Source organism: Streptomyces sp. NPDC001153, from assembly GCF_053598315.1.
This window is the reverse complement of the sequence record NZ_JBSFJZ010000051.1, coordinates 1-22,969: the sequence shown is the minus strand read 5'-3', so window position 1 is coordinate 22,969 and position 22,969 is coordinate 1. Positions and strand designations below refer to the sequence as shown.

The following is a 22,969-nucleotide window of genomic DNA, read 5'->3' as shown; positions in this document are numbered from 1 at the left end:
TGTGAGCTTCGATCAGTGCGAGCACCCGGGCGTGGCCGACGGCGCTTCGATCCCAGCCACACAGGCACTTGGAGGTGGCCGTGGGCACCGTGCCGCGCGAGGCGCAGATGTGCAGCCACGCGACGTACCGGCCGTCTCCGGCCTGCGGCTCAGAGCGAAGAGCAGAAGGGACGCCCTTGCGGGCGGCGCCTTTCGGCTCGCCTATGGCCGTCGCGTCCACAGCCTGTGGAGCGGCGTGCGGGTGCCGGGTCGCGGCGGGCAGGCTCTTAGTAGGCGGGGGGCTGGTCACGCTGCACCCCTCCCAGCCGAGTTCTCGCCGATGGACCAGTCCAGGCCGCGCCGGATCACGTCGTCGTAGTAGCGCTGAGGCTGGGTCGCGTTGCCCGCCGCTGCCCTACTAAGAGCCTGCTCAACCTCCGCGCGGGTGAGGTCGCCAGACGCGACCAGCCGACCGAGCGCGCGTGCGGCCCGCAGAAGGGTCGCGTTGCGGGTGCCGTCGGCGGCGTGGGCGACGTTGGCGACCTCGTTGCGCAGGGCTGCCGCCGCGTATCCGCCCGCGCGGGTGGTGAACGGCACCGTGGCGGCCTGTGCGGGCTTCTGAGGCGGTTTCAGGGCCTTAAACAGCCAGTTGGGCAGCGGGGCGGGCTCACGGTCGTCCAGGACCGTATACGCGCCGTCCGGGGTCGTGCTGCCGGCCGCGACGACGTACCCGCCCCACCCCCGGGTGTCGATCTTCCGGGCCAGTCGTCCGGCGGTGTTGTGCAGCCGGGCGCCGGGAGGCTGGGTGAAGTACAGGTGCTCACCGCCGCGCGCGGTCCGCACTCGGTAGGTAGGTGGGACGGTCTGTCCGGCGCGCTCGCAGAGCGCCGCAAAGTTGGCGACGCCGTCAGGCGTTCCTTTCGGCTCTTGCGGTTTGAGCGTGTCCAGGTCGACCACGAGCAGTCCGGATGGACCGGTCGCGATCCCGATGTTGTACGGCTGTTGAGCCCATGCCGCGATCAAGAGTTCGGTGTCGGTGGTGGCGCGCTGCTCGGGGGTCTTGTGCCCGTCCGCACAGCGGCCGGTGCCGGGGCAGTACTTCTCTGCGTGCCCGGCCGGCCGCTTGTCCCCGGGGCGCAGGGGGATGACGTGCCAGCCACGCTGTGTGGCCTGTGTCGCCCAGGCCAGCAGACCGAGACGGACCAGGTCGGTAGAGGCGGGGGCGTTCATGCCGCGCTCCTGTCCGTGAGCAGCGTCTGACGGTGGTCGGGGATGGCGTTGATGACGCGCTGACGCCAGCGCAGCGCGTAGGGAAGGCAGTTGGCGCAGTTCTTGTGGGTGTGGCCGGGCATGGGGGGCCTGCGGCGGGCGTGGTAGCTCCACGCCGCACTGTCTGCGGAGGCGAGGAGGTGGCCGACTCGTTGCAGACCGAGGGTTTTGAAGCCGAAGCCGTGCAGCCTCAGGCCGTGGGCGGCCATCGCGGTGACGATGGCCGCGCCCTCGCGGGTGGACTGCAAGCGGCAGACGGACCCCAGCCCCACCGTGGGTTCGCGGCGCAGGTCGACGCCGGCGCGCTCGTAGAGTTCTACGCACTGCTCGTACTCGGCGACCGTGCGGCCTTGCAGCACGGGGACGATGCGCAGGTCGGGGGCGAGGGAGCGCAGTTCCAGGAAGTTGGCGACGGTCCGGCGCTGATGCTCGGGCACGCTGAGGTGAGTACCGACGAACGTGAGCGGGCCCGCCTGCCCGCCGTGGATGATGAGGTCTTCGCACATCCAGTCCTGCGGGGCGGCCCACTCGTAAGGGCCGACGCATTCCCAGATGCGGCGCAGGTCATCCACGTACTGGCGGGGGGAGCGGGTCCAGCGGCCGTGACGCTGGAGTTCGGTGAAGCCGCCGGAGTCGACCGCGTACGGGCCGCGTGCCGACTCCAGCCGGGCCGCGCCGGCGAAGTGCTCCGACTTCAAGAACAACGGCACGTCGGTGAGCTTGATCCAGTGCCGCTTGTGCGTGGTCAGGTAGAACCGCATCCCGCCCGGAGCGGGAGCTCCCGCCACGCGGGCGGGGTTGGCCGGCAGTGGGGCTCGCCGGACGTGGGCCGGTTGGGTCATGCTGGATGCCTCCAACAGGTCTTTTGCGGACTGGTTGGCAAGGGCGGCCCCGGATCTTTGGCGAGACGAGGGGGCCGCCCTTGGCGTGGCTAGCGGTTGGTGGTGCGGGCGAACAGGCCGCGCGTGTGCGTGGTGGTGTTCTCCTGCTTCACGGGGCCGCTGTAGTGGTGGTGGTGCTCGGTGTGGATGTCCTTGAGGGAGCGCAGGGCCGATCCGACGGCCGTGACGACGGCGGCCACGCCGGCGATGGGCAGGGTGACGAACAGGACGTCGGTGAGGGAGACGGCGGCCAGGCCCCGGCAGGCGAGCCAGACGCCGCACCCGATGCCGACGAACGCGGCGCCGACCCCGATGCCAGCGACGATGGTTCCGGCGGCCCACGCAGGGACGATTCGACGGTCCGGCTGCAGGACCGGGGGCGTGCTGCCGTAGGCGGGCAGAGGGCTGGTGTCGCGGTAGGCGGTCGGCGTCTCGGGCGCAGGCCGGCAGGCGTCAGCGATGATCCGGCAGGCTTCGGCGGCGGCCACGTCGTCGCTCATCCCGACCGCCGTGGGGGTCGTTCCGGGGGCGTTCTCGGGGGTCATGCGGAATCCCTTCCGGTGCTGGGTGAGGGAGGTTGAGGCACCCCCTTCGGGGTGCCGTGTAGAGGGGCTTTTCGAGGGTCTGACCTGCGCGCCTCCCTGACTCCCTGACGGATCATTAATGCTGGTCAGGGGCAGGGAGGTGGGTCAGGGAGGGGTTCAGGGAGTTCTCCCTGCCTCCCTGTCCCGTCGGGGGTCGCCTCCCTGTGATCAGGAAGCGGAAGCGGAACCGGTGTCGTCGCGGTTGGCGAGCGCGCGGGCAAGCCGGTCACGGCTGATGACCATCACGCCGTCGGACTTGTACGGCTCCGCCCCGGTGCCGTCCAGGACACGCTTGAGGTCGAGGAACGACCAGCCGCCGTACGCCTCGGTGTTCAGCCCGGCGAGCCGGGTGATGACCTCCTGCGTGCGCACACGGGCGTCGGTGCCGACCACGGCCGCGATGTCGGCGAGCGGATCCCGCTCCTCGTCGCGCACGATGGCGTGCAGGGTGACGACGCCGGAGCGCAGGGCCTTGGCCCGGTCGGCGATGACCTGCGCTTCGTCGTCGCTGATGTAGTGGGTGCGCACGGTGATGGACGACTGGCCCTTGGGGATCTCGATGCCGTCGGACGCGACGACGAGGGTGCCCTTGTCCAGTCCGGGCCGCAGCAGGTGCGGGGCGGCGCCGCCGTTAACGGCCTTGTCGCCCAGCGCCATGCGGGACTGGGATTCGGTACCCAGGGCGAGCGCGGCGCGGGTGTGGGCGCCCTCGCGGACCAGCTTTGGAAGGTTCTGGTCGGTGGGGTCCTGGGTGCCCTGCCAGAGCAGGACGTTGACCGCACGGCCCTGGTTGTGGATCTTCCGGCAGGCCATGAAGTAGCGGGAGTTCTGGCTGCTGCCGCCGTAGGGCCGCTTCTCCTCGTCCTTGACCGGGCACATGAACGCCACCTGTGCTTCGTCCACGAGCAGGATCAGCGGCGGGAACTCGGTGCCGGCCGGGGCCAAGAGCCGCCGGTTCATCTCCTCTACGCCGCCCTCGACCATCTCGGTCGCCTGGATCACGTGCTCATCGGTCGGCCCCATGATGAGCACGGTGGCCAGGCCGTCGAACATCCTCCAGTCCTTCAAGCCCTTGAGGTCGGCGATACGGAACTCGACGGTGCGGTCCAGGGCCAGCCACAGGGCGAGCGAGCGCAGCGCGGCAGTCTTGCCCTGGTTCGACATACCGGTGACCAGCACCATCCGCTGGAACATGCTGATCAGCGCGGCATCCCCACGGAGATCCTGCCCCCACGGCGCCCTGCCCTTCGCGTAGTCGGCGGTCATCGTCTCGTCGGTGACCAGCGGGGACGGACCGATCGCCTCATCCAGCGCGCCGGAGTCAGCCACCCACAGCCGGACCGTGCGAGCCGCCTGCGGGATGGTGATGAACACCTCGTGCTCATGCCGGGACAGGTTCTCCGCGAGCTTGCGGCGGCGCTGCTGGACCTCGACCGTGGACACCCCGGACGGCAGGGTGACGTCGACCTCGACCCCGCACCCGGCAATGGTGATAGGCCCGAGCATGGACGCGCCAGCGTCCCCCATCTCCGTGATCGCCTTCCGCAGCGCCGGGACACCGAGGTCGCGCAGGGCCTTGACCACGATCGACGGGGTGATCGGCTCGCCCTCACCGTTGCGGACGTTGGCGGGCAGCGCCCACTGCGGGGCGGCCTGCTGGTGGGCGCCGACCGACCACAGCGCGAGCAGCGCCAGCAGCGGACCGAGGGTGATGGCGGGTCCCCACACCACGCGCACGATGGTGATCATCAGGTTGATGAACTTGATGACCGCCATCAGCGGCGTGACGACTTCGGTGGCGTCCTTTGTGGCGATCGCCATCACGACGCCCAGCAGGACCAGGCCACCGACGCCCATACCGGCGCTGACGGCCGCGCCCTTGGCCGCGTCCAGCGGGGAGTGCAGCAGGTCCATCCGGCGACGGTGGCGTGCCTCGCGGTAGCGCTGCCCGCGCTCTTCCCACTCGGCAGCCGCCTCGTGGTTGCCCGCGGCTTCCGCCGCACGGAGCATCCGCTCATAGCGGGCGGCGGTGCGGCCGTCCCAGGTGCGGCGGGCCGCGATCCGGGCGCCACCGGCGACGTAGAGGGTGTGCCGGGCGACCGCGCGGGCGGTCGTCCGGGTGGTCTCGTGGGTGACGAAGGTCTTGATGGCGCGGCCGGAGCGCACCCACAACGGCAGCACCGAAGCGGGCGGTTCGGCCGGAGCATCGGTGACGAGAGTCAGAGTCGACCCCTCACCAGCGGAAGAGCCGGTGGGCTCGCGGTCGGGGTCGGTGGTCTTGTAGAGGTGAACGACGTTCTCGGTCATGCTGGGATTGCTCCTGACTGCCCTGATCAGGGCGGGAGTTGAGAGAGAGCGCCGGGGCGGCCGGGTCCGTGGCAGGGACGGCCGCCCCGGCAGTCGAGGCATACGGGCCGCGCGTCAGGCGGCGGGGAGAGCGCGTGGCGGGAGCGTGGTCACCACCACCCCGAGGACTTCTTCGCGGCCTTGTCCTGGGCGGCCTCGGTCACGAGACGCTGACGCTCGGCCTTGAACGCGGCGATCTCGGTGATGAGCCGAGTCTCGGCCGAACCGAACAGGTTGTCGATTTTGTTGTCCGCGCGGGCGGTGCCGTTGCCTCGGTGGAGGCTGTAGGCGCCGCCGGCCACGGCCCGCAGGATCGCGCGCCGCTCGTGGCCCTCCAGCGGCCACATCTCTTGGTTGCGCACGGCCTGGAGCTTGCGTTCGGCGTTCTGGATCGCCTTGTCCAGGCGGCGGATGTCGGACTTGCTCACGGTCAGGCACTCCTGAGGTCGTGGGAGGGTTCGGGGAAGGCACAGGGCGCGCACGTGCCGAGCGAGGGCGGGATGACGTATCCGGCATCCGTGCGGCAGGCGGGGCAGATGCGGCGGGCGGCGTTGGCCTTGGCCAGGGCCGCCCACTTCGCCGGCGTCATCGGCCGCACGGGCTTGGCCAGGTCGACGCGGTACAGGTAGGCGACCAGGGGGCCGCGCCGGCGGCGGGGGCGTTCGAGCTGGGCTGCCACCGGCTGACCGCCGGGGCGCAGTCCGCACGCCCGCAGTTGGCGGTAGGTGGCGTATCCGTCCGGGGCCAGGCGCCACCGGAACACCGGCAGCGCCGCCATCACGCGACGCGCTTCCAGGCGGCCCGCAGGCGGACCTCGGAGGCGGAGTGCCCGGCCGCCCGGAACCGGGAGGACATCTCCCGATACGACAGGGCCGGATCCTCACTGCGACGGATCTCGTCCACCAGCGAATCAAGCTCGTCATCAGTGAGCGCGGGCCCCTCCAGCGCAGGCACCGCAACCGGCTCCAACGGCCCCCAGACGGGCAGTTCCCAGCGGGGCGTGACGCCGGGTGTGACGCGGGCCGTCACGCTGGTCAGAGCCCTGCCGGTGTCCTCACCGGCGCGGGCCGCTTCCAGCGTCGACCACGCCCCGGCCAGGGTCTTGGCGGTCTTGGCCGTGACGCGTGCGACGCGAGCCCCGGCACCCGTCACGGCCTCAAGCCGGGTCGCCTCGGTGGCCGCTTCGGAGCGGAGCCGGGCGCGGGCCACGGCCGCTTCATCGCGGGCCTCTTGCTGAATGCCCCGGATCGCGTCCAGCGCGGCCGGGGTAAGCGCGGTGCGTTCCCACAGCCCGTGGACCAGCCACAGAGCCTTCGCCGCGACCGGCAGCCATGCCACGGCCAGCCACGCCCCGGTAGAGCCGTCTGCGGTCAGAAGTGCGTGAGCGACCAGGACGCCGGCCGCGATGAGGCCGAAGGACCAGCCGACGCCGGTCACGATGCGGGAGTGGTCGCCCTGCGCGGCGAGACGGCGCTCATAGGCGAGGGTGGCCAGCCACCCGCCGTCGATCCCGAGACCGACGACCAGCGCGACTAGCCACGGCACGGTCTGACCGAGCCACATCACGACCACGGCCAGGGTGAGGACCATGGACACCGCCGTCATCGCGACGGCGGGCAGTGCGGTCCGGGCCTTCACGCCGCGCCACCGGGCAGGCTCGTCATGGCCGTGCGGTTCGCGAGCGCTGCCCGCTCCGCCAGAACCCGGCGGCGCGCCCGCCGGATCCGGCGGGCGTCCAGCTCACTCGGGGTGCGGTCCAGGGTGATGATCTGCGCGTCCAACAGGTCGACGTCCGCTTCGATCAGCGGCATCTCCTGCTCGATCGCGTCCAGCTCCGCATCCGTCGGCTCCATGAAGTCGGCGAACGCGGTAACAGCGTCCTGAACAGTGACGATGTGGTCCATTGGGTCGTGGTTCCTCTCATAGGTGGAACGGCCCAACAGCGGCTCCCGGGAGGCACCCCGGGAGCCGCGCGCCGTTGAGATGTGGATCAGCCCCAGTGGGGCGGTAGCGGCTCCAGCGCACGGCCGGGGAGCGGGTGCAGCGGGTCGCTCCGCGCACTGCACCGCCCAGCACGAATGCACCGAGCACCTCACGCGAGCACCGGGGAAGCACCCCGGAGCTCTCTACTTGCTCTTGGCCTTGGCCGCCTTGTGCTGCTCGCCCATCTGCTGTGCGCGGGCGTGACTGCCGGTCACCCAGCCTGTGGCGCCGCAGCTGCAGGAGTACTGGTAGCCACGGCCGCCCGGGCCGTACCCGATGACGATGCTGTGCCTGGTACCGAACACGCGATGCCCTCCAAGGTGATGCGCCTTCGGAGTCGAATCCCGGCTCCCCGCACCCCCGCCCGTACGGGGCCCCGCTCACGGCAGGCCCGGACGGGCGGGAGGGGCAGCCGGCCGCAGCGTCAGGCGCTGCGAAACCAGAAGATGGACCGGGGAAGTTGAGGCGCCGCCGGCCGGTCCGTCTCGGCGGCGCCCAGGTATGTCGTCGGTTCACGACCGACCTCCCGCAGATCGCAGGGACACGGCTTCACCGATGCGCCGTTGCCACGGGGCACCGGTCCCGAGCCGGGTAAGTCGGGCGCGTCATCGTCACTGCTCTGACGCCAGCAGGGCGGCGCGAACCAGGTGGCACCCGACGGGCTGACCTCCCGTGAGGAAGGGATGATCCCGAGGGATGTTCTCCAGAGCTGACACGCGGGGCGGGACAGGTTCACCCACCGCGAAGTGGCCGCCGACGGCCGTCACCCGGGCCGTTGCGGGGGACGGGGATTCACACCCCGTCGAATTGACACCCTGTTGAGTTCTCAATCAATCGGCGCTCCCTTCGGTACTCACCCCTGCGGGGCTTCCCCTCCGGTGCACCATGTACGGCCGAACCGTACGTGACACCCCTTCCGACTTGTCTGGAGGAGTGCCGCAGCAAGAGATTGCACGAGTCGCACTTGGAGAGTCAAGCCCCCTGGTCTAACTTGTACGGAGGAGCTGGAGCAGAGGGGATGCCGTGGCAGTACGACGAGGAATGACGAAGGCTCAGGAAATCGCCTATGAGCTGCGCGAACAGATCCGGTCCGGCAGGTTGGCGCCAGGTGAGGCCCTGCCCAGCGAATCCAAGATGATGAGTCACTACGGCTACAGCCGCGAGACCATCCGTGCCGGCGTACGCCTCTTGATTGAAGAGGGCTTGGTCGTCGCCGGACAGGGACAGGGGAAGTACGTCCGCGAGGACTACCCCGCTGTCGTGTGGAACTGGACGACTTTGGAGAGTCGGGGTCGCCACGCCAACGCGGAAGAAGGGCGGACTGCCGGCGACCAGTGGGCGAGCGCAATCGCGGAGAACGGAAACACTCCCCGCCAAGAGATCACGGTGTCGATCGTTGTGCCCCCGCCCCATGTCCGAGAGCGCCTTGGGCTCCCCGAAGACGGATTGGCTGTGGCGCGCAAGCGCGTCCGGTTCATAGACAACCGGCCCTATGCACTGGCCGACTCGTACTTCCCTCAGGAACTCGTTGCTGGCACACCCCTGATGGAGCCACGGGACGTCTCCGCGCCGGGCGGCATCCTCGCCTCCGTAGGACTCGTGCAAGCCAAGTACGTGGACGAAATCTCAGTCCGTATGCCGACTCACCAGGAAGCGGAGCAACTTGGCCTTCCCACAGCTACTCCAGTCGCAGAGCACACCCGAACGGGCTATGACGCGGACGATCGCCCCCTCCGCTGCATGGTCACCATCCTCCCCGGAGACAGGCACAAGATCCTCTATGAGGTCAGTACGGACTGAGTACCTCCGCCCCGCAGCGGCGGAGGACGTACCCGCTCTCTTGGCTCTACGCACAGAGGCCGAAGGGTGGCTACGCACCAAAGACACCGACCAGTGGAGCGACCCGGAGACTGGTGAGCGCGCCATCTCAAAGTGGCGCGCGAGCATAGACGAGGGGCGGGCATGGGTCGTCGTTGGCGAGCATGACGAAGTGCTCGCCACAGTCAGCCGTGGCCCTGTCGATCGGGACTTCTGGACCGATGCCGACCGCCCCGAATCAGCGCTCTACCTCTATAAGCTCATCGTCGCCCGGCAGGCGTCCGGCCGACAGCTCGGAGCGCGGGTCATCGACTGGATGTCCCGTCTCGCGGCGCTGGAAGGGCGGAACTGGGTTCGCATCGACACTTGGCGCACGAACACCGGGCTGCACGCCTACTACGAACGGCTTGGCTTCAGGCATGTCCGCACGGAGGCGCCACCGCACCGGCTCTCAGGATGGCTCGCTCAGCGGCCGGCGGGTGAGCTAGCCATGCCAGACGGCCTCTTGCCGGTCCACCCCGCTACTGTGAGCCAGAGCACGGGCGCGACCACCAACCCCGCAGTACCCCACCAGAGGGGCTGAAGCGCTGGTCAACGGTGGGGCGATGGCGAGAACGCCTACGCCAACCCGTACGCCAACAGCAGCGCACAAAGACAGTTACCCCCCGACACTCACGCCCCCTATGATCAGGCTGCGCCCTCCAGGACGCGGCCTGAAAAGCGGAAGGTCGCCGGTTCGACCCCGGCCCCAGCCACAGCCAGAAGGCCCCGTTCAGCGAACGGGGCCTTCGTCGTAGGGGGGCATGCGTGGCAGACGACTTCCAGGGTTTCCCGGGTTTCCAGGGTTTCGACATCGCTCGGCGTGGTTATGACCGCGCCCAGGTGGACGCCTACCTGGCCGTTCTGGCCGCGGGTACGGCACCGGAGGCGCCACCCGCTTTCGACATCGCCCGGCGCGGGTACGACCGTACGCAGGTGGATGCGCGGATCGCCGAGCTGCGAGGCGGGGGACGATGAGTCAGGGCACCGGGGTCAGCGGCACGACCACCGCCTACCTGGGCAGCAAGGCCGTCGCACCGCCGGCCCGGCGCACCCTCTGAACACCGCGGGCAAATCGTTCGCGTGTTTTTCGGGCGGGGTGAGATCCTGGATCGCGTATGTCTACGCATCCCGCCCCCGCTCTCGGCACCCTCGCCCCCCGTCTGTCCGAGTTGTCCCTGCGCGACGCGCATCGGCTCGGCCGGCGGCTCGAGGGCGCGCGCAAGATCCGTAAGCCGGAGGCCCGCGCCGCCGTCCTCGCCGAGATCGAGGCGGAGGTCGGCAAGGCCGAGGCCCGCATGGCCGAGCGCCGCTCCCGTGTGCCCTCCATCGGCTATCCGGATCAGCTGCCGGTCAGCCAGAAGAAGGACGTGATCGCGGCGGCCATCCGCGATCACCAGGTCGTCATCGTGGCCGGTGAGACCGGTTCCGGAAAGACCACGCAGATCCCGAAGATCTGTCTGGAGCTGGGGCGCGGCGTACGCGGCATGATCGGGCACACCCAGCCCCGGCGTATCGCCGCCCGTACCGTCGCCGAGCGCGTGGCGGAGGAGCTGAGGACGCCCCTCGGCGAGTCCGTCGGCTGGAAGGTGAGGTTCACCGACCAGGTGAACCCGGACGCCACCTTCATCAAACTGATGACGGACGGCATCCTGCTCGCCGAGATCCAGACCGACCGCGAGCTGCGCGCCTACGACACGATCATCATCGACGAGGCGCACGAGCGGTCCCTCAACATCGACTTCCTGCTGGGTTACCTGGCGCAGCTGCTGCCGAAGCGGCCGGATCTCAAGGTCGTCATCACCTCGGCGACGATCGACCCCGAGCGCTTCTCCCGGCACTTCGGCGACGCCCCGATCATCGAGGTCAGCGGCCGTACGTACCCCGTGGAGGTGCGCTACCGGCCGCTCCTGGAGGAGGACTCGGACGACGCCGACCGGGACCAGATCACCGCGATCTGCGACGCGGTCGAGGAACTCCGGGCCGAAGGCCAGGGCGACATCCTCGTCTTCCTCTCCGGTGAGCGTGAGATCCGGGACACGGCGGACGCCCTGGAGAAGAAGTACCCCCGCGCCGGAGGCGCTGATTGGCAGGGCACCGAGATCCTGCCCCTCTACGCCCGGCTCTCGCACGCCGAGCAGCACCGGGTCTTCCAGCCGCACACCGGGCGCAGGATCGTTCTGGCCACCAACGTCGCCGAGACGTCCCTCACCGTCCCCGGCATCAAGTACGTCATCGACCCCGGCTTCGCCCGGATCAGCCGCTACAGCCACCGCACCAAGGTGCAGCGGCTGCCCATCGAGCCGGTCTCCCAGGCCAGCGCGAACCAGCGCAAGGGCCGCTGCGGCCGGACCAGCGACGGCATCTGCATCCGCCTGTACTCCGAGGACGACTTCCTCGCCCGCCCGGAGTTCACGGACGCGGAGATCCTGCGTACGAACCTGGCCTCCGTCATCCTCCAGATGACCGCGGCCGGCCTCGGCGACATCGAGAAGTTCCCCTTCATCGACCCGCCGGACCACCGCAACATCCGCGACGGCGTGCAGCTGCTGCAGGAGCTGGGCGCGCTCGACGCCGCGCAGAAGGACCCGCGCAAGCGCCTCACCGACACCGGCCGCAAGCTGGCCCAGCTGCCCGTCGACCCGCGCCTGGCCCGCATGGTCCTGGAGGCCGACCGGAACGGCTGTGTCCGCGAGGTCATGGTCATCGCGGCCGCGCTGTCCATCCAGGACCCGCGCGAGCGCCCCGCCGACAAGCAGGCCCAGGCCGACCAGCAGCACGCCCGCTTCAAGGACGAGACCAGCGACTTCCTCGCCTACCTCAACCTGTGGCGGTACGTCCGCGAGCAGCAGAAGGAGCGCGGCTCCAGTTCCTTCCGCCGGATGTGCAAGCAGGAGTACCTGAACTTCCTGCGCATTCGCGAATGGCAGGACATCTACACCCAGCTGCGCACGGTCGCCAAGCAGATGGGTATCCACCTCAGCGAGGAGGACGCCCCCGCCGAGCGCGTCCACATCTCGCTCCTCGCCGGCCTCCTCTCCCACGTCGGGATGAAGGACGTGAAGGACGGCAACAAGAACGAGTACCTGGGCGCCCGCAGCGCCAAGTTCGCGATCTTCCCGGGTTCGGCGCTGTTCAAGAAGCAGCCCAAGCTCGTGATGTCGGCCGAGCTGGTGGAGACGAGCCGGCTCTGGGCGCGGGTCAACGCGAAGATCGAGCCCGAGTGGGTCGAGCCGCTCGCCGAGCACCTCCTGAAGCGGACGTACAGCGAGCCGCACTGGGAGAAGGACCTGGCGGCCGTGATGGCGTACGAGAAGGTCACGCTGTACGGCGTCCCGATCGTCGCCCAGCGCAAGGTGAACTACGGCCGTGTCGACCCGGAGACGAGTCGCGAGCTGTTCATCCGCAACGCGCTCGTGGAGGGCGACTGGCGCACGCACCACAAGTTCTTCGCCGACAACCGCAGACTCCTCAGCGAGGTCGAGGAGCTGGAGCACCGGGCGCGGCGCCGGGACATCGTGGTCGACGACGAGACGCTCTTCGACTTCTACGACCAGCGGGTGCCCGAGCACGTCGTGTCCGGCGCGCACTTCGACTCCTGGTGGAAGCACAAGCGGCACGAGCAGCCGGACTTCCTGGACTTCGAGCGGGAGATGCTGATCCGGGAGTCGGCGGAGGCGGTCACCAAGGCCGACTACCCGGACTCCTGGCGGCAGGGACCGCTGAAGTTCCCGGTGACCTACCAGTTCGAGCCGGGCGCGGACGCGGACGGCGTCACGGTCCACGTCCCGCTGCAGGTGCTCAACCAGGTCACCGACGAGGGCTTCGACTGGCAGATCCCGGGTCTGCGCGAGGAGGTCGTGACGGAGCTGATCCGCTCGCTCCCGAAGCCGATCCGCCGTCACTACGTGCCCGCGCCGAACTACGCCAAGGCCTTCCTGGAGAAGGCGGTGCCCCTGCAGGAGCCGCTGACGGTGACGATGGCCCGCGAGCTGAAGCGTATGGTCGGCGTCCCCTTCGAGGCCGAGGACTTCGACTGGTCCAGGGTCCCCGACCACCTCAAGATCACCTTCCGGATCGTCGACGAGCGGCGCCGGAAGCTGGCCGAGGACAAGGACCTGGAGGCGCTGAAGCTCAGGCTGAAGCCGAAGGCGAGGCAGGCCCTGTCCCAGGCCGCGGCGGCGACCGCGTCCCGCGAGGGCGGCGAGTCCCTGGAGCGCAAGGGCCTGACCGACTGGACGATCGGCACCCTCACCCGGGTCTTCGAGACCCGCCGGGCCGGCCAGCCGGTCAAGGCCTACCCGGCGCTCGTGGACGACGGCGACACCGTCTCCGTCCGACTCTTCGACACGGAGGACGAGCAGGCCGAGGCCATGTGGAAGGGCACCCGGCGCCTGATCCTGCGCAACATCCCGGTGAACCCGGCGAAGTTCGCGTCCGAGAAGCTGACGAACGCCCAGAAGCTGGCGCTCTCCGCGAACCCGCACGGCTCCGTGCAGGCGTTGTTCGACGACTGCGCGATGGCGGCGGCCGACAAGCTGATCGCGGACTTCGGGGGTCCGGCCTGGGACGAGGAGTCGTACCGGAAGCTGTACGACAAGGTGCGCGCGGAGATCGTCGACACGACGGTCCGTACGGTCGCCCAGGTGCAGCAGGTGCTGGCCGCCTGGCAGGCCTGTGAGCGGCGCCTGAAGGCCGTGCGCAGCCCCGCCCTGCTGGCGAACCTGACGGACGTACGCAGGCAGCTGGACGCCCTGGTGAAGCCGGGATTCGTCACCTGGGCGGGCATACGGCGCCTGCCCGACCTGATGCGCTACCTGGTGGCCGCGGACCGGCGCCTGCAGCAGATGCCGACGAACGTCCAGCGGGACACCACGCGCATGGAGAAGGTCCACGAGATGCAGGACGAGTACGCCTGGCTCCTGGAACAGCTCCCCAAGGGCCGCCCGGTCCCCTCCTCGGTCCTGGGCATCCGCTGGATGATCGAGGAGCTGCGGGTCAGCTACTTCGCCCACGCCCTCGGCACCGCGTACCCCGTATCCGACAAGCGGATCGTGAAGGCGATCGACGCGGCCGCGCCGTAGCCGTCCGGACACAGAGAGTGAGTTCGACCAGGCGGGCTCACCTCCTGTACAGTCTCTTCTCGCAGCGCAGTGCACGAGCCAAGCGCCGCGAAACCTGGTCCTGTGGAGCAGTTTGGAGTGCTCGCCACCCTGTCAAGGTGGAGGCCGCGGGTTCAAATCCCGTCAGGACCGCATGGACGAAGGGCCCGCATCCGGCAACGGATGCGGGCCCTTCCGCATGTCGGCACGTCCCCTTGGCCGCCTCGGTGCCGGTCCGCCTCCAGCCCGTCCGGCGCTTGAGGGCAAGGCCCGTTCAGGGCCGTTGCGGGGGCCGGGGGCGGCAGTCCACAGCGGGAGCCGGTCGGGGCACCCGGGGAAGCCGCCGAACCGGCGGAGCCACCCCGCTCCCTTGACGGCGTCACATTCCGTCGGTACCCAGAAGACAGGGCCCGTTCCCCTGTGCGGTCCGCGGAGGTGGCGTATGGCGGCATCGGTCAGGCACGAGACGCGGGCGCTGCTGAGGGCTCATCTGGCGGCCGCCTCGTCCTACCGGCATCTCACCCGCCACTGCCCCGTCTGTCACCACCTGCTGCGGCTGGCGATGGACGCCGGCACCCGGGTCCCCGAAGCGAGCGACGAGGAGGCCGAGGACGAAAGTCCCCGCAGCGCATGACCGACGCCGGCCCCAACACCCCTGCCCGCGTGGGACGCTGGAGACCGGCCGCTTCACTAGCGCACCCCTGCCGTCGGCAACAACCGCCGGGGCATGTGACGGGAGTCACCGCATGAGTTTTTAAAAGGGCGGTACTTACCCCTGTCCTACAACAGGTCAATTTAATATGTGCAATTGCACCCCCCTCATGGGTCACGCACAGCGATGGCGACAGCCATGCGCAGACTCCGACAAGCCCGCTCACAGCGGCCCATCCACATCCCGGCCAGCGCACAAAAAAGATCGCGCTGGACCCGGCGGAGTCCAGCGCGATCTACGACGCACCCTGTGTCGCTGCCTACAACGTTCTCTTCGGCTTGGGCGAGGGGCCTGTTGGGGCAGATCCCGCGTCGCTTGAAGCTAGGGTTCGGGCGCCTCGGCCGGTTGGGGGACCTGCCGGATTGCCCGGTATTCGGTTGTTCAGGCCTCGCTGCGCTGCTGCGGGATGCCCGCGAGCAGTGCGCGGACCTCGGCCTCGCGGTAGCGGCGGTGCCCGCCGAGCGTACGGATGGAAGTGAGCTTGCCGGCCTTCGCCCACCGCGTGACCGTCTTCGGGTCGACGCGGAACATCGTGGCGACCTCAGCCGGGGTCAGCAGCGGCTCGGCATCAGGGGTGCGAGCGGTCATGAGCGGCCTCCTCGGGAGAACCGAACCTTCTCGGTTCTTTCCTCTAAATTCTGCACCTTGACCCGCGTTGCCCGAAATGGCGGACGCGAGTCGAGTCGGTTATAGGACGAACGGCTTGTCCTCGGCACTACAACTACACCATCTGTCCAGCCGCGTCGGCCAAACCGATGGAATTGCCCTCCCAGGTGTTCATCAGCGACGGAAGCCGATGGACCATGCCATAGCGGACAGTCACGCCACTGTGACGATCAGTCACAGGACGATCAGGAGCCACAAGACCCCCCAAAGCAGGCAATGCCGAGATTCCGCCCACAATGGAGCACAGTTGGACGGACGGAGCCCTCCCCGGACTCCTTGTCCTATTTTGGCATGAGGAGCGGTAAGCGACGCAAGAGCCGCGTAAGTGCCGTCCATCACCCTTGGGGCAAAAGTCCAGATCGGGACCAACGTCCCGTCACATGGTCAAGTGGCCTAGACCGTACGCCGTTCGACGCCGTTCGAGCCGTGACGTACGTCACTCCTGAGGGATTCGGGAACCTCAGTTCGCCGAGCGCCGATCCCGGACCGCCCGCCACCGCTCCACGAGCCGCACATAGGCCTCTCCTGCCGCCGCCCCGTCGCCCCGCCGCAGCGCCTGGATCCCCTCGGCCACGTCCGCCGCCGAGTGGTCGCCCTCCAGCTCGCCCGCCGACAGCACATGCACCAGGCCGCCGTAGTCCAGCTCCACCAGCGAGCGCGGATGGAACTCCTCCAGCCAGCGGCCGACGTCCACCAGGCCGTCGATCAGCGGCCCTTCCTCGACGGCGTCCTTCAGCGTGCGCAGCGCCCGCGCCACCCGCCGCCGGGCCTGCACCATCGGCGTGCGGTAGCGCAGCAGGGGCGGCACCTCGGCGGTGCCCTTCTCGTAGCGCCGCTCCTCGTCGGAGACCAGCACGAACCAGTTCAGCGGCACCTGCCAGGTCGCCGTACGGATCCACGGGCGGGCGTCGGGGTTGCGGGTCAGCCAGCGCTCGTAGTCCTGGGCGGCCTGGCGCCGTACGACGGGGGGCAGCACCGCGTCCAGGACCGGCGCCGGAAGCTCCTCGGCCAGCTCGCCGAGCGCCTGCCAGCCGCGCAGCCGGGTCCGCCAGGGGCACACGCAGACCACGCCGTCGACCTCCGTCACGAAGGCGTCGCTGCTCTCGTGCACCGGCACCACGACCGGCGGGGTGGGCAGCAAGTCGGCCAGGGAGCGGCGCAGTTCGTCCTGGTACGAGGGGCGGTCGGAGCGGCGTGCGTAGCGCGCCCAGTGGCTGCGCTCCGGCTCCGGGAAGGCGCCCAGCGGCTCGTACACGCGCAGGTACGCGGCATAGGGGACGACCACGGAGGACACCTTCGGCACGCCTGCTCCCTCCCCATCGGACCCGGCTCGAAACCACTGCAAATCGTCCCACGGACATGCGTGCACGATCGGCGCGGGAGAGTGATCCTGAACACTGCGCGGACGGTGGTCGTGCCGAGGCTCTACGCTCATGCCAGCCGGTACCCCGCCACCCGCACGGGGCCCGGTTGCCCCACTCGCCGCTAGTACACAGGAGTCACCACAGTGACCGACGTAACCGGCGCGTCTGCTGATGTCCTGCACGCGCTGTTCCACTCGGACCAGGGCGGCCATGAGCAGGTCGTGCTCTGCCAGGACCGCGCGAGCGGCCTCAAGGCCGTGATCGCCATCCACTCCACCGCCCTGGGCCCGGCCCTCGGCGGCACGCGCTTCTATCCCTACGCGACCGAGGCCGAGGCCGTCGCCGACGCCCTCAACCTCGCGCGCGGGATGTCGTACAAGAACGCCATGGCCGGCCTCGACCACGGCGGTGGCAAGGCCGTGATCATCGGCGACCCGGAGCGTGACAAGACCGAGGAGCTGCTCCTCGCCTACGGCCGCATGGTCGCCTCGCTCGGCGGGCGCTACGTCACCGCCTGCGACGTCGGCACATACGTCGCCGACATGGACGTCGTGGCCCGCGAGTGCCGCTGGACCACCGGCCGCTCCCCCGAGAACGGCGGCGCCGGGGACTCCTCCGTGCTCACCGCCTTCGGCGTCTACCAGGGCATGCGCGCCTCCGCGCAGCACCTGTGGGGCGACCCCTCGCTGCGCGGCCGCAAGGTCGGCATCGCCGGCGTCGGCAAGGTCGGCCACCACCTGGTGAAGCACCTGCTGGACGAGGGTGCCGAGGTCGTGATCACGGACGTGCGCGCGGACGCCGTCCAGCGGATCCTCGACCAGCACCCCGAGCGCGTGACGGCCGTGGCCGACACCGAGGAGCTGATCCGGGTCGACGGGCTCGAGATCTACGCCCCCTGCGCGCTGGGCGGCGCCCTGAACGACGCCAGCGTGCCGGTGCTCACCGCCAAGGTGGTGTGCGGCGCGGCCAACAACCAGCTCGCGCACCCGGGCGTGGAGAAGGACCTCGCGGACCGCGGGATCCTCTACGCGCCGGACTACGTGGTGAACGCCGGCGGGGTCATCCAGGTGGCCGACGAGCTGCACGGGTTCGACTTCGACCGGTGCAAGGCGAAGGCCGCGAAGATCTTCGACACCACGCTGGCCATATTCGCACGTGCGAAGGCAGACGGGATTCCGCCGGCCGCGGCGGCCGACCGTATCGCCGAGCAGCGGATGGCCGAGGCCCGCGGCAGCCACGCTGCGCACTGAGTCCGTCGCACAGGTGAGCGGTACCCGCCGGTGGGGACTTCGAGAGAACTCTCACTTCCATCGGCGGGTCGTTCCCCGATAAGTGGTTAAAATCGCCACTGACCAGCGAGGACGGGGCGCCTCGAAGGTCCTGTGCACACGCGCGTGCTGCGGGCGACGTACCGTATGGGCGCGGGCTCAGGTACCGTGGAAGCCCTACGGACCGGCCTCTCCACGGAGGGTCCGTTCCGGATCATGAACGCGTGTCAGACTCTGGGGCCGTCGAGCCCCGTCACCGAGGGGGTCGAGCCATGGGGCGCGGCCGGGCCAAGGCCAAGCAGACAAAGGTCGCCCGCCAGCTGAAGTACAACAGCGGTGGGACTGACCTGTCACGTCTGGCCAGTGAACTGGGCGCATCGACTTCGAGCCAGCCGCCGAACGGCGAGCCGTTCGAGGACGATGAGAACGACGAGGACGATCTCTACTCTCGTTACGCCGACCTCTACGAGGACGACGACGAGGAAGAGGCCGACAACGATCCTCACCAACAGCATCGTCGCGGCGCTTGACCTTGCAGTGACCAGTCCGGTCGGTGGCACAGCCACCGACCGGTTTCTGTGCTGTGCGCACGGTCGCCGGCCGCGGAATCAGGCCGCGTAGTCCCCCACCAGCTCCGCGCCGGTCTCCTTGGCGCCACGGTCGGTGATCTCGCCGGCCACCCAGGCGTCGACGCCGCGGTCGGCCAGGGTCGCGAGGGCCACCTCGGTGGACTCGGCGGGGACGATCGCCATCATGCCGACGCCCATGTTGAGGGTCTTCTCCAGCTCCAGGCGCTCGACGTTCCCGGTCTTCCCGACCAGGTCGAAGATCGCGCCCGGGGTCCAGGTGGAGCGGTCGACGACCGCGTGCAGCGCGTCGGGGATCACGCGGGCCAGGTTGGCCGCGAGGCCGCCGCCGGTGATGTGCGAGAACGCGTGCACGTCCGTGGTGCGGGTCAGCGCCAGGCAGTCCAGCGAGTAGATCTTGGTGGGCTCCAGCAGCTCCTCGCCGAGGGTGCGGCCGAGCTCCGGGACCTCCGTCTCCAGGGCCAGGCCGGCGGTGTTCAGCAGGACGTGGCGGACCAGGGAGTACCCGTTCGAGTGAAGGCCGGAGGACGCCATGGCGATCACCGCGTCACCCTTACGGATGCGATCCGCGCCGAGTAGCCGGTCGGCCTCCACCACGCCCGTACCGGCCCCGGCGACGTCGAAGTCGTCCTCGCCCAGCAGGCCAGGGTGTTCGGCCGTCTCGCCGCCCACCAGGGCGCAGCCGGCGAGCACACAGCCCTCCGCGATGCCCTTCACGATGGCAGCGACACGCTCGGGGTGGACCTTGCCGACGCAGATGTAGTCGGTCATGAACAGCGGCTCGGCACCGCACACCACGATGTCGTCCATCACCATGGCGACCAGGTCGTGGCCGATGGTGTCGTAGACGCCCATGCGGCGCGCGACGTCGACCTTGGTGCCGACGCCGTCCGTGGCGGAGGCGAGGAGCGGGCGCTCGTAGCGCTTGAGGGCGGAGGCGTCGAAGAGCCCGGCGAAGCCGCCGAGGCCGCCGAGGACCTCGGGGCGCTGGGTCTTCTTCACCCACTCCTTCATCAGCTCGACCGCGCGGTCGCCCGCCTCGATGTCGACGCCCGCCGCTGCGTAGCTGGCACCAGTTGTCTCAGACATGACTGTGAGAGCTTTCGTGTCGTACTGCAGGGTGTTACGGGCGACGGATCGCGTCGGCCGCGGCCGTGGCGGCGGGACCGGCCGCCAGCTCGGTCTCCAGGAGCTGCTTGCCGAGCAGCTCGGGGTCCGGCAGCTCCATCGGGTACTCGCCGTCGAAGCAGGCGCGGCACAGGTTCGGCTTGGCGATGGTGGTCGCCTCGATCATGCCGTCGATGGAGATGTAGGCGAGCGAGTCGGCGCCGAGCGAGGTGCCGATCTCCTCGATCGTCATGCCGTTGGCGATCAGCTCCGCGCGCGTGGCGAAGTCGATGCCGAAGAAACAGGGCCACTTCACGGGCGGCGAGGAGATCCGGATGTGGACCTCGGCGGCGCCCGCCTCGCGGAGCATGCGGACCAGGGCCCGCTGGGTGTTGCCGCGCACGATGGAGTCGTCGACGACGACCAGGCGCTTGCCCTTGATGACTTCCTTCAACGGGTTCAGCTTCAGGCGGATGCCCAGCTGGCGGATGGTCTGCGAGGGCTGGATGAAGGTCCGGCCGACGTAGGCGTTCTTCACGAGACCCGCGCCGAAGGGGATGCCGGAGGCCTCCGCGTAGCCGATGGCGGCCGGGGTGCCGGACTCCGGGGTCGCTATGACCAGGTCGGCCTCGACGGGGGCTTCCTCGGCCAGCCGGCGGCCCATCTCCACGCGGGAGAGGTACACGTTCCGGCCGGCGATGTCGGTGTCCGGGCGGGCCAGGTACACGTACTCGAAGACACAGCCCTTGGGCTTCGCTTCCGCGAATCGGGAGGAGCGCAGGCCGTTCTCGTCGATGGCGACGAACTCGCCCGGCTCGATCTCGCGGACGAAGCTCGCGCCGCAGATGTCCAGGGCGGCGGTCTCGGAGGCGACCACCCAGCCGCGCTCCAGGCGGCCGAGGACCAGCGGGCGGATGCCCTGCGGGTCACGGGCGGTGTAGAGGGTGTGCTCGTCCATGAAGACGAGGGAGAAGGCGCCCCGCACCTTCGGGAGGACCTGGTGGGCCGCCTCCTCGATGGTCAGCGGCTTGCCGTCCTCGTCGACCTGGGCGGCCAGCAGGGCCGTCAGCAGGTCGGTGTCGTTGGTGGCCGCGACCCGGCTGGAACGGCTGTTGTTGTCGTTGGGCAGCTCGGCGACCATCTCGGCGAGCTGGGCCGTGTTGACCAGGTTGCCGTTGTGGCCGAGCGCGATGGAACCGTGCGCGGTGGCGCGGAACGTCGGCTGGGCGTTCTCCCACACGGAGGCGCCGGTGGTCGAGTAGCGGGCGTGACCGACCGCGATATGACCCTGGAGCGAACCGAGCGAGGTCTCGTCGAAGACCTGGGAGACCAGGCCCATGTCCTTGAAGACGAGGATCTGGGAGCCGTTGCTGACCGCGATTCCCGCGGATTCCTGACCCCGGTGCTGGAGGGCGTAGAGCCCGAAGTACGTGAGCTTTGCGACCTCTTCACCCGGAGCCCAGACACCGAAGACGCCGCAAGCGTCCTGGGGGCCCTTCTCGCCGGGAAGCAGATCGTGATTGAGTCGACCGTCACCACGTGGCACGGCACCGAGTGTAGGCGAGGTCGACCACTGGTCCGAATTGGGGATACGTGCCCTTAACGGGAAAGGGCTTACCGATCACCTTGTCGGTTTCCGCGTTTGCGCAGGTCAGAGAGGTACGTCCGGGGATCTGAGAGTCGGCGGCGGCTCTGCGGGCATCGGTCGCGGGCCGGTTCGCCGGATGCGTGAGTGAGGTGTCGCACATCATCCGGGCGCGTTGCGGCTGAGGTGGATGCGGTCGCCGTCGCCGTCTGTGAGCGTCAGTTTCGCGTGTTGCGTCTCGGCGACGAGCGTGCCGGTGGTGAGCGCGCGGGCGAGCGCGCGCTCGAAGTCCATCCGGTCCGGAGCGCAGGCCATCCGGGTGGTGCGCAGGTCGCCGAAGGTGATCCGGTCGCCGTGGACGGTGACCCGGGCGCTGAACTGGTTGCAGCCGAGGTTGCCGGCCGCCTTGCCGTCCGCGTCGATGCGGAGGCGGGCGGAGGCGGGCGCGTGCCGGGTCGTGCCGCCGACGGTGAGGCTGTCGACCCGCCAGTCGACGCCGGTCACGGGCTGCTGGACGGTCACCGCACCACTGTCCGCCCTCCCGTTGCCGCACGCCACCGTGAGGACGGCGAGCACGGCGGCCGCCGGTGCGAGGACCATGCGCTGCTTGTACCGGTTCATGGCGATTCGACGGTGGAGCGGCCGGGTCGGTTCCGCTACGACATGAGCGGCAGCAGCCCCCCGATGTCCGCCCGCTCCCCACTGGCGCTCACCTTGGCCTCCTCCACGGCGTCCTTCCAGCTCAGGCGGCCGGTGGCGAGCCGGATCCAGGTCAGCGGGTCGGTCTCCACCACGTTGGGCGGGGTGCCACGGGTGTGCCGGGGCCCCTCGACGCACTGCACCACGGCGTACGGCGGCACCCGCACCTCGGTGGAGCCGCCGGGCGCCTTCACGGCGAGCGCGTCGGCGAGCAGCCGGGTGGCGGCGGCCAGGGCCTGGCGGTCGTACGGGATGTCCAGACCCGGTACGGCGGCGTTCAGGTCGTCGGTGTGGACGACGAGTTCGGCGGTGCGGGTGACCAGGTAGTCGTCCAGGGGCAGCGCACCGGCGCTCGTCTGCAGGATCCGGCTGCCGGAGTGCTCGGCGAGCAGGGTGCGCAGGGACCGGTCGATGTCCGTGAGGTGGGCGTCCAGGTCCTGGTGTCCGGCGGACAGGTTCCGGGTGAACTCGTCGATGGCGGCGGCGTTGGCCGCGGTGGCGAAGGGCCAGTCGAGCAGGACGGCGTCCGCCTTCGGCGGCTCGGGCAGGGCGAGCGCCCGGGGGATCGCGGTGAGCGCCATGCCGATGTGCACGACCAGCTCGCGTACGGTCCACTCGCCGAGCCGGGTGGGCAGGGCGAGCTGCTCCGGGGTGAGACCGCGCACCGCCTCCCGGACGCTTCCGAACTGGGCGAGGACCGCGGCGCGGGTCCTGTCGGGGTCGTAGCTGCGGGCGCGCTTCTTGGCCGGTGGCATGGCGGTGAGCCTATGCCCTGGCGGCGCGGGCCTTCAGGGCATTTTCGACCAGGCCGAACGCCCGGCCCGCCCGGTCGACGGTCTCTTCCGCTTGAGCCCGTGGCCGCATGAGAAGGGCCCCGTCCGGCTTCCGGACGCTGTTGGTTAATTCGGGCCCGTGCGTGACGTCGGCTCCCAAGACCTGGTTGTGGTCTTGGGAGCCGACGTTGTCGTATGGGGTGGGTG

The 22,969-nt window shown here is 69.8% G+C and carries 23 protein-coding genes and 1 tRNA gene; 8 read left to right on the top strand and 16 right to left on the bottom strand.

What is annotated here, in order from left to right:
* Nucleotides 1-285 precede the first annotated feature (285 nt).
* From ACWDEN_RS40085 to ACWDEN_RS40045, 9 genes are all read right to left on the bottom strand, one after another.
* A complete protein-coding gene (locus tag ACWDEN_RS40085; protein WP_450862886.1) occupies nucleotides 286-1,209 on the bottom strand; it encodes a bifunctional DNA primase/polymerase in 924 nt (307 codons plus the stop codon).
* Complete coding sequence (locus ACWDEN_RS40080) at nucleotides 1,206-2,090, bottom strand: deazapurine DNA modification protein DpdA family protein (RefSeq protein ID WP_450862884.1); 885 nt, start codon at nucleotides 2,088-2,090, stop codon at nucleotides 1,206-1,208. Before ACWDEN_RS40080 ends, ACWDEN_RS40085 begins: the two co-directional genes overlap by 4 nt.
* 89 nt (nucleotides 2,091-2,179) lie before the next feature.
* On the bottom strand, nucleotides 2,180-2,674 hold the full coding sequence (locus ACWDEN_RS40075) for a hypothetical protein (RefSeq protein WP_450862882.1): 495 nt from the start codon (nucleotides 2,672-2,674) through the stop codon (nucleotides 2,180-2,182).
* A 207-nt stretch (nucleotides 2,675-2,881) separates the two neighbouring features.
* Complete coding sequence (locus ACWDEN_RS40070; RefSeq protein ID WP_450862881.1) at nucleotides 2,882-5,020, bottom strand: ATP-binding protein; 2,139 nt, start codon at nucleotides 5,018-5,020, stop codon at nucleotides 2,882-2,884.
* Nucleotides 5,021-5,169: 149 nt separating this feature from the next.
* Nucleotides 5,170-5,487 carry a hypothetical protein gene (locus ACWDEN_RS40065; RefSeq protein ID WP_450862879.1) on the bottom strand — a complete coding sequence of 106 codons (318 nt, stop codon included), beginning with the start codon at nucleotides 5,485-5,487 and terminating at the stop codon, nucleotides 5,170-5,172.
* A gap of 2 nt (nucleotides 5,488-5,489) precedes the next feature.
* A complete protein-coding gene (locus tag ACWDEN_RS40060) occupies nucleotides 5,490-5,837 on the bottom strand; it encodes an RRQRL motif-containing zinc-binding protein (protein ID WP_450862877.1) in 348 nt (115 codons plus the stop codon).
* On the bottom strand, nucleotides 5,837-6,697 hold the full coding sequence (locus ACWDEN_RS40055; protein WP_450862875.1) for a protein spdB: 861 nt from the start codon (nucleotides 6,695-6,697) through the stop codon (nucleotides 5,837-5,839). Before ACWDEN_RS40055 ends, ACWDEN_RS40060 begins: the two co-directional genes overlap by 1 nt.
* Entirely contained in the window at nucleotides 6,694-6,963 is a 270-nt protein-coding gene (locus ACWDEN_RS40050) for a DUF6284 family protein (RefSeq protein ID WP_450862873.1), read from the bottom strand. Before ACWDEN_RS40050 ends, ACWDEN_RS40055 begins: the two co-directional genes overlap by 4 nt.
* Before the next feature lie 222 nt (nucleotides 6,964-7,185).
* Nucleotides 7,186-7,347, bottom strand: a complete 162-nt coding sequence (locus tag ACWDEN_RS40045) for a hypothetical protein (protein WP_450862871.1) — start codon at nucleotides 7,345-7,347, stop codon at nucleotides 7,186-7,188.
* Nucleotides 7,348-8,083: 736 nt separating this feature from the next.
* On the opposite strand from ACWDEN_RS40045, the gene ACWDEN_RS40040 reads away from it, so the two are divergent.
* The 6 genes from ACWDEN_RS40040 (at nucleotide 8,084) to ACWDEN_RS40015 (ending at nucleotide 14,635) form a co-directional block, all read left to right on the top strand.
* The gene (locus ACWDEN_RS40040; RefSeq protein WP_450862869.1) at nucleotides 8,084-8,842 is read left to right on the top strand and encodes a GntR family transcriptional regulator; all 759 of its coding nucleotides are present in this window, start codon (nucleotides 8,084-8,086) and stop codon (nucleotides 8,840-8,842) included.
* A complete protein-coding gene (locus tag ACWDEN_RS40035; protein WP_450862867.1) occupies nucleotides 8,823-9,443 on the top strand; it encodes a GNAT family N-acetyltransferase in 621 nt (206 codons plus the stop codon). The genes ACWDEN_RS40040 and ACWDEN_RS40035 overlap by 20 nt, the downstream gene beginning before the upstream one ends.
* A gap of 224 nt (nucleotides 9,444-9,667) precedes the next feature.
* Complete coding sequence (locus tag ACWDEN_RS40030; protein WP_351600670.1) at nucleotides 9,668-9,877, top strand: DivIVA domain-containing protein; 210 nt, start codon at nucleotides 9,668-9,670, stop codon at nucleotides 9,875-9,877.
* Between the two features lie 140 nt (nucleotides 9,878-10,017).
* Nucleotides 10,018-13,983 (top strand): ATP-dependent RNA helicase HrpA, encoded by a 3,966-nt coding sequence (gene hrpA, locus ACWDEN_RS40025; RefSeq protein ID WP_450862866.1) that lies wholly within the window; start codon nucleotides 10,018-10,020, stop codon nucleotides 13,981-13,983.
* 96 nt (nucleotides 13,984-14,079) lie between these two features.
* Nucleotides 14,080-14,154 (top strand) — tRNA-Asp (locus ACWDEN_RS40020).
* Between the two features lie 289 nt (nucleotides 14,155-14,443).
* Nucleotides 14,444-14,635, top strand: a complete 192-nt coding sequence (locus tag ACWDEN_RS40015) for a DUF6274 family protein (RefSeq protein WP_351600676.1) — start codon at nucleotides 14,444-14,446, stop codon at nucleotides 14,633-14,635.
* A gap of 459 nt (nucleotides 14,636-15,094) precedes the next feature.
* Here ACWDEN_RS40015 and bldC read toward each other — a convergent pair whose 3' ends face one another.
* Nucleotides 15,095-15,301 carry a developmental transcriptional regulator BldC gene (gene bldC, locus ACWDEN_RS40010; RefSeq protein ID WP_003949541.1) on the bottom strand — a complete coding sequence of 69 codons (207 nt, stop codon included), beginning with the start codon at nucleotides 15,299-15,301 and terminating at the stop codon, nucleotides 15,095-15,097.
* 538 nt (nucleotides 15,302-15,839) lie between these two features.
* On the bottom strand, nucleotides 15,840-16,682 hold the full coding sequence (locus ACWDEN_RS40005; protein ID WP_351600679.1) for a hypothetical protein: 843 nt from the start codon (nucleotides 16,680-16,682) through the stop codon (nucleotides 15,840-15,842).
* 204 nt (nucleotides 16,683-16,886) lie between these two features.
* On the opposite strand from ACWDEN_RS40005, the gene ACWDEN_RS40000 reads away from it, so the two are divergent.
* Both ACWDEN_RS40000 and ACWDEN_RS39995 read left to right on the top strand, forming a co-directional pair.
* The gene (locus ACWDEN_RS40000) at nucleotides 16,887-17,993 is read left to right on the top strand and encodes a Leu/Phe/Val dehydrogenase (RefSeq protein WP_450862863.1); all 1,107 of its coding nucleotides are present in this window, start codon (nucleotides 16,887-16,889) and stop codon (nucleotides 17,991-17,993) included.
* A 290-nt stretch (nucleotides 17,994-18,283) separates the two neighbouring features.
* On the top strand, nucleotides 18,284-18,541 hold the full coding sequence (locus ACWDEN_RS39995; protein WP_450862861.1) for a DUF3073 domain-containing protein: 258 nt from the start codon (nucleotides 18,284-18,286) through the stop codon (nucleotides 18,539-18,541).
* Between the two features lie 78 nt (nucleotides 18,542-18,619).
* Here the strand turns inward: ACWDEN_RS39995 and purM are convergent, their stop codons facing one another.
* The 5 genes from purM to ACWDEN_RS39970 form a co-directional block, all read right to left on the bottom strand.
* Complete coding sequence (gene purM, locus ACWDEN_RS39990) at nucleotides 18,620-19,687, bottom strand: phosphoribosylformylglycinamidine cyclo-ligase (protein WP_351600684.1); 1,068 nt, start codon at nucleotides 19,685-19,687, stop codon at nucleotides 18,620-18,622.
* A gap of 34 nt (nucleotides 19,688-19,721) precedes the next feature.
* A complete protein-coding gene (gene purF / locus ACWDEN_RS39985) occupies nucleotides 19,722-21,251 on the bottom strand; it encodes an amidophosphoribosyltransferase (RefSeq protein ID WP_351600687.1) in 1,530 nt (509 codons plus the stop codon).
* Nucleotides 21,252-21,452: 201 nt separating this feature from the next.
* Complete coding sequence (locus ACWDEN_RS39980) at nucleotides 21,453-21,911, bottom strand: META domain-containing protein (protein WP_351600690.1); 459 nt, start codon at nucleotides 21,909-21,911, stop codon at nucleotides 21,453-21,455.
* 35 nt (nucleotides 21,912-21,946) lie between these two features.
* Nucleotides 21,947-22,744 (bottom strand): maleylpyruvate isomerase family mycothiol-dependent enzyme, encoded by a 798-nt coding sequence (locus ACWDEN_RS39975; RefSeq protein ID WP_351600693.1) that lies wholly within the window; start codon nucleotides 22,742-22,744, stop codon nucleotides 21,947-21,949.
* 10 nt (nucleotides 22,745-22,754) lie between these two features.
* Nucleotides 22,755-22,969, bottom strand: a 215-nt coding sequence (locus tag ACWDEN_RS39970; protein WP_450862858.1) for a hypothetical protein, incomplete at its 5' end; no start/stop codon positions are given.

Excerpts from the sequence above, each read along its gene's own strand:
- ACWDEN_RS40035 (WP_450862867.1), top strand. The coding sequence starts at position 8,823 with ATGAGGTCAGTACGGACTGAGTACCTCCGCCCCGCAGCGGCGGAGGAC.
- ACWDEN_RS39995 (WP_450862861.1), top strand. The coding sequence starts at position 18,284 with ATGGGGCGCGGCCGGGCCAAGGCCAAGCAGACAAAGGTCGCCCGCCAG.
- ACWDEN_RS40070 (WP_450862881.1), bottom strand. The coding sequence starts at position 5,020 with ATGACCGAGAACGTCGTTCACCTCTACAAGACCACCGACCCCGACCGC.
- ACWDEN_RS40080 (WP_450862884.1), bottom strand. The coding sequence starts at position 2,090 with ATGACCCAACCGGCCCACGTCCGGCGAGCCCCACTGCCGGCCAACCCC.
- purM (WP_351600684.1), bottom strand. The coding sequence starts at position 19,687 with ATGTCTGAGACAACTGGTGCCAGCTACGCAGCGGCGGGCGTCGACATC.
- hrpA (WP_450862866.1), top strand. The coding sequence starts at position 10,018 with ATGTCTACGCATCCCGCCCCCGCTCTCGGCACCCTCGCCCCCCGTCTG.
- ACWDEN_RS40040 (WP_450862869.1), top strand. The coding sequence starts at position 8,084 with ATGACGAAGGCTCAGGAAATCGCCTATGAGCTGCGCGAACAGATCCGG.
- bldC (WP_003949541.1), bottom strand. The coding sequence starts at position 15,301 with ATGACCGCTCGCACCCCTGATGCCGAGCCGCTGCTGACCCCGGCTGAG.
- ACWDEN_RS40015 (WP_351600676.1), top strand. The coding sequence starts at position 14,444 with ATGGCGGCATCGGTCAGGCACGAGACGCGGGCGCTGCTGAGGGCTCAT.
- ACWDEN_RS40075 (WP_450862882.1), bottom strand. The coding sequence starts at position 2,674 with ATGACCCCCGAGAACGCCCCCGGAACGACCCCCACGGCGGTCGGGATG.
- ACWDEN_RS39980 (WP_351600690.1), bottom strand. The coding sequence starts at position 21,911 with ATGAACCGGTACAAGCAGCGCATGGTCCTCGCACCGGCGGCCGCCGTG.
- ACWDEN_RS39975 (WP_351600693.1), bottom strand. The coding sequence starts at position 22,744 with ATGCCACCGGCCAAGAAGCGCGCCCGCAGCTACGACCCCGACAGGACC.
- ACWDEN_RS40060 (WP_450862877.1), bottom strand. The coding sequence starts at position 5,837 with ATGGCGGCGCTGCCGGTGTTCCGGTGGCGCCTGGCCCCGGACGGATAC.
- ACWDEN_RS40085 (WP_450862886.1), bottom strand. The coding sequence starts at position 1,209 with ATGAACGCCCCCGCCTCTACCGACCTGGTCCGTCTCGGTCTGCTGGCC.
- ACWDEN_RS40050 (WP_450862873.1), bottom strand. The coding sequence starts at position 6,963 with ATGGACCACATCGTCACTGTTCAGGACGCTGTTACCGCGTTCGCCGAC.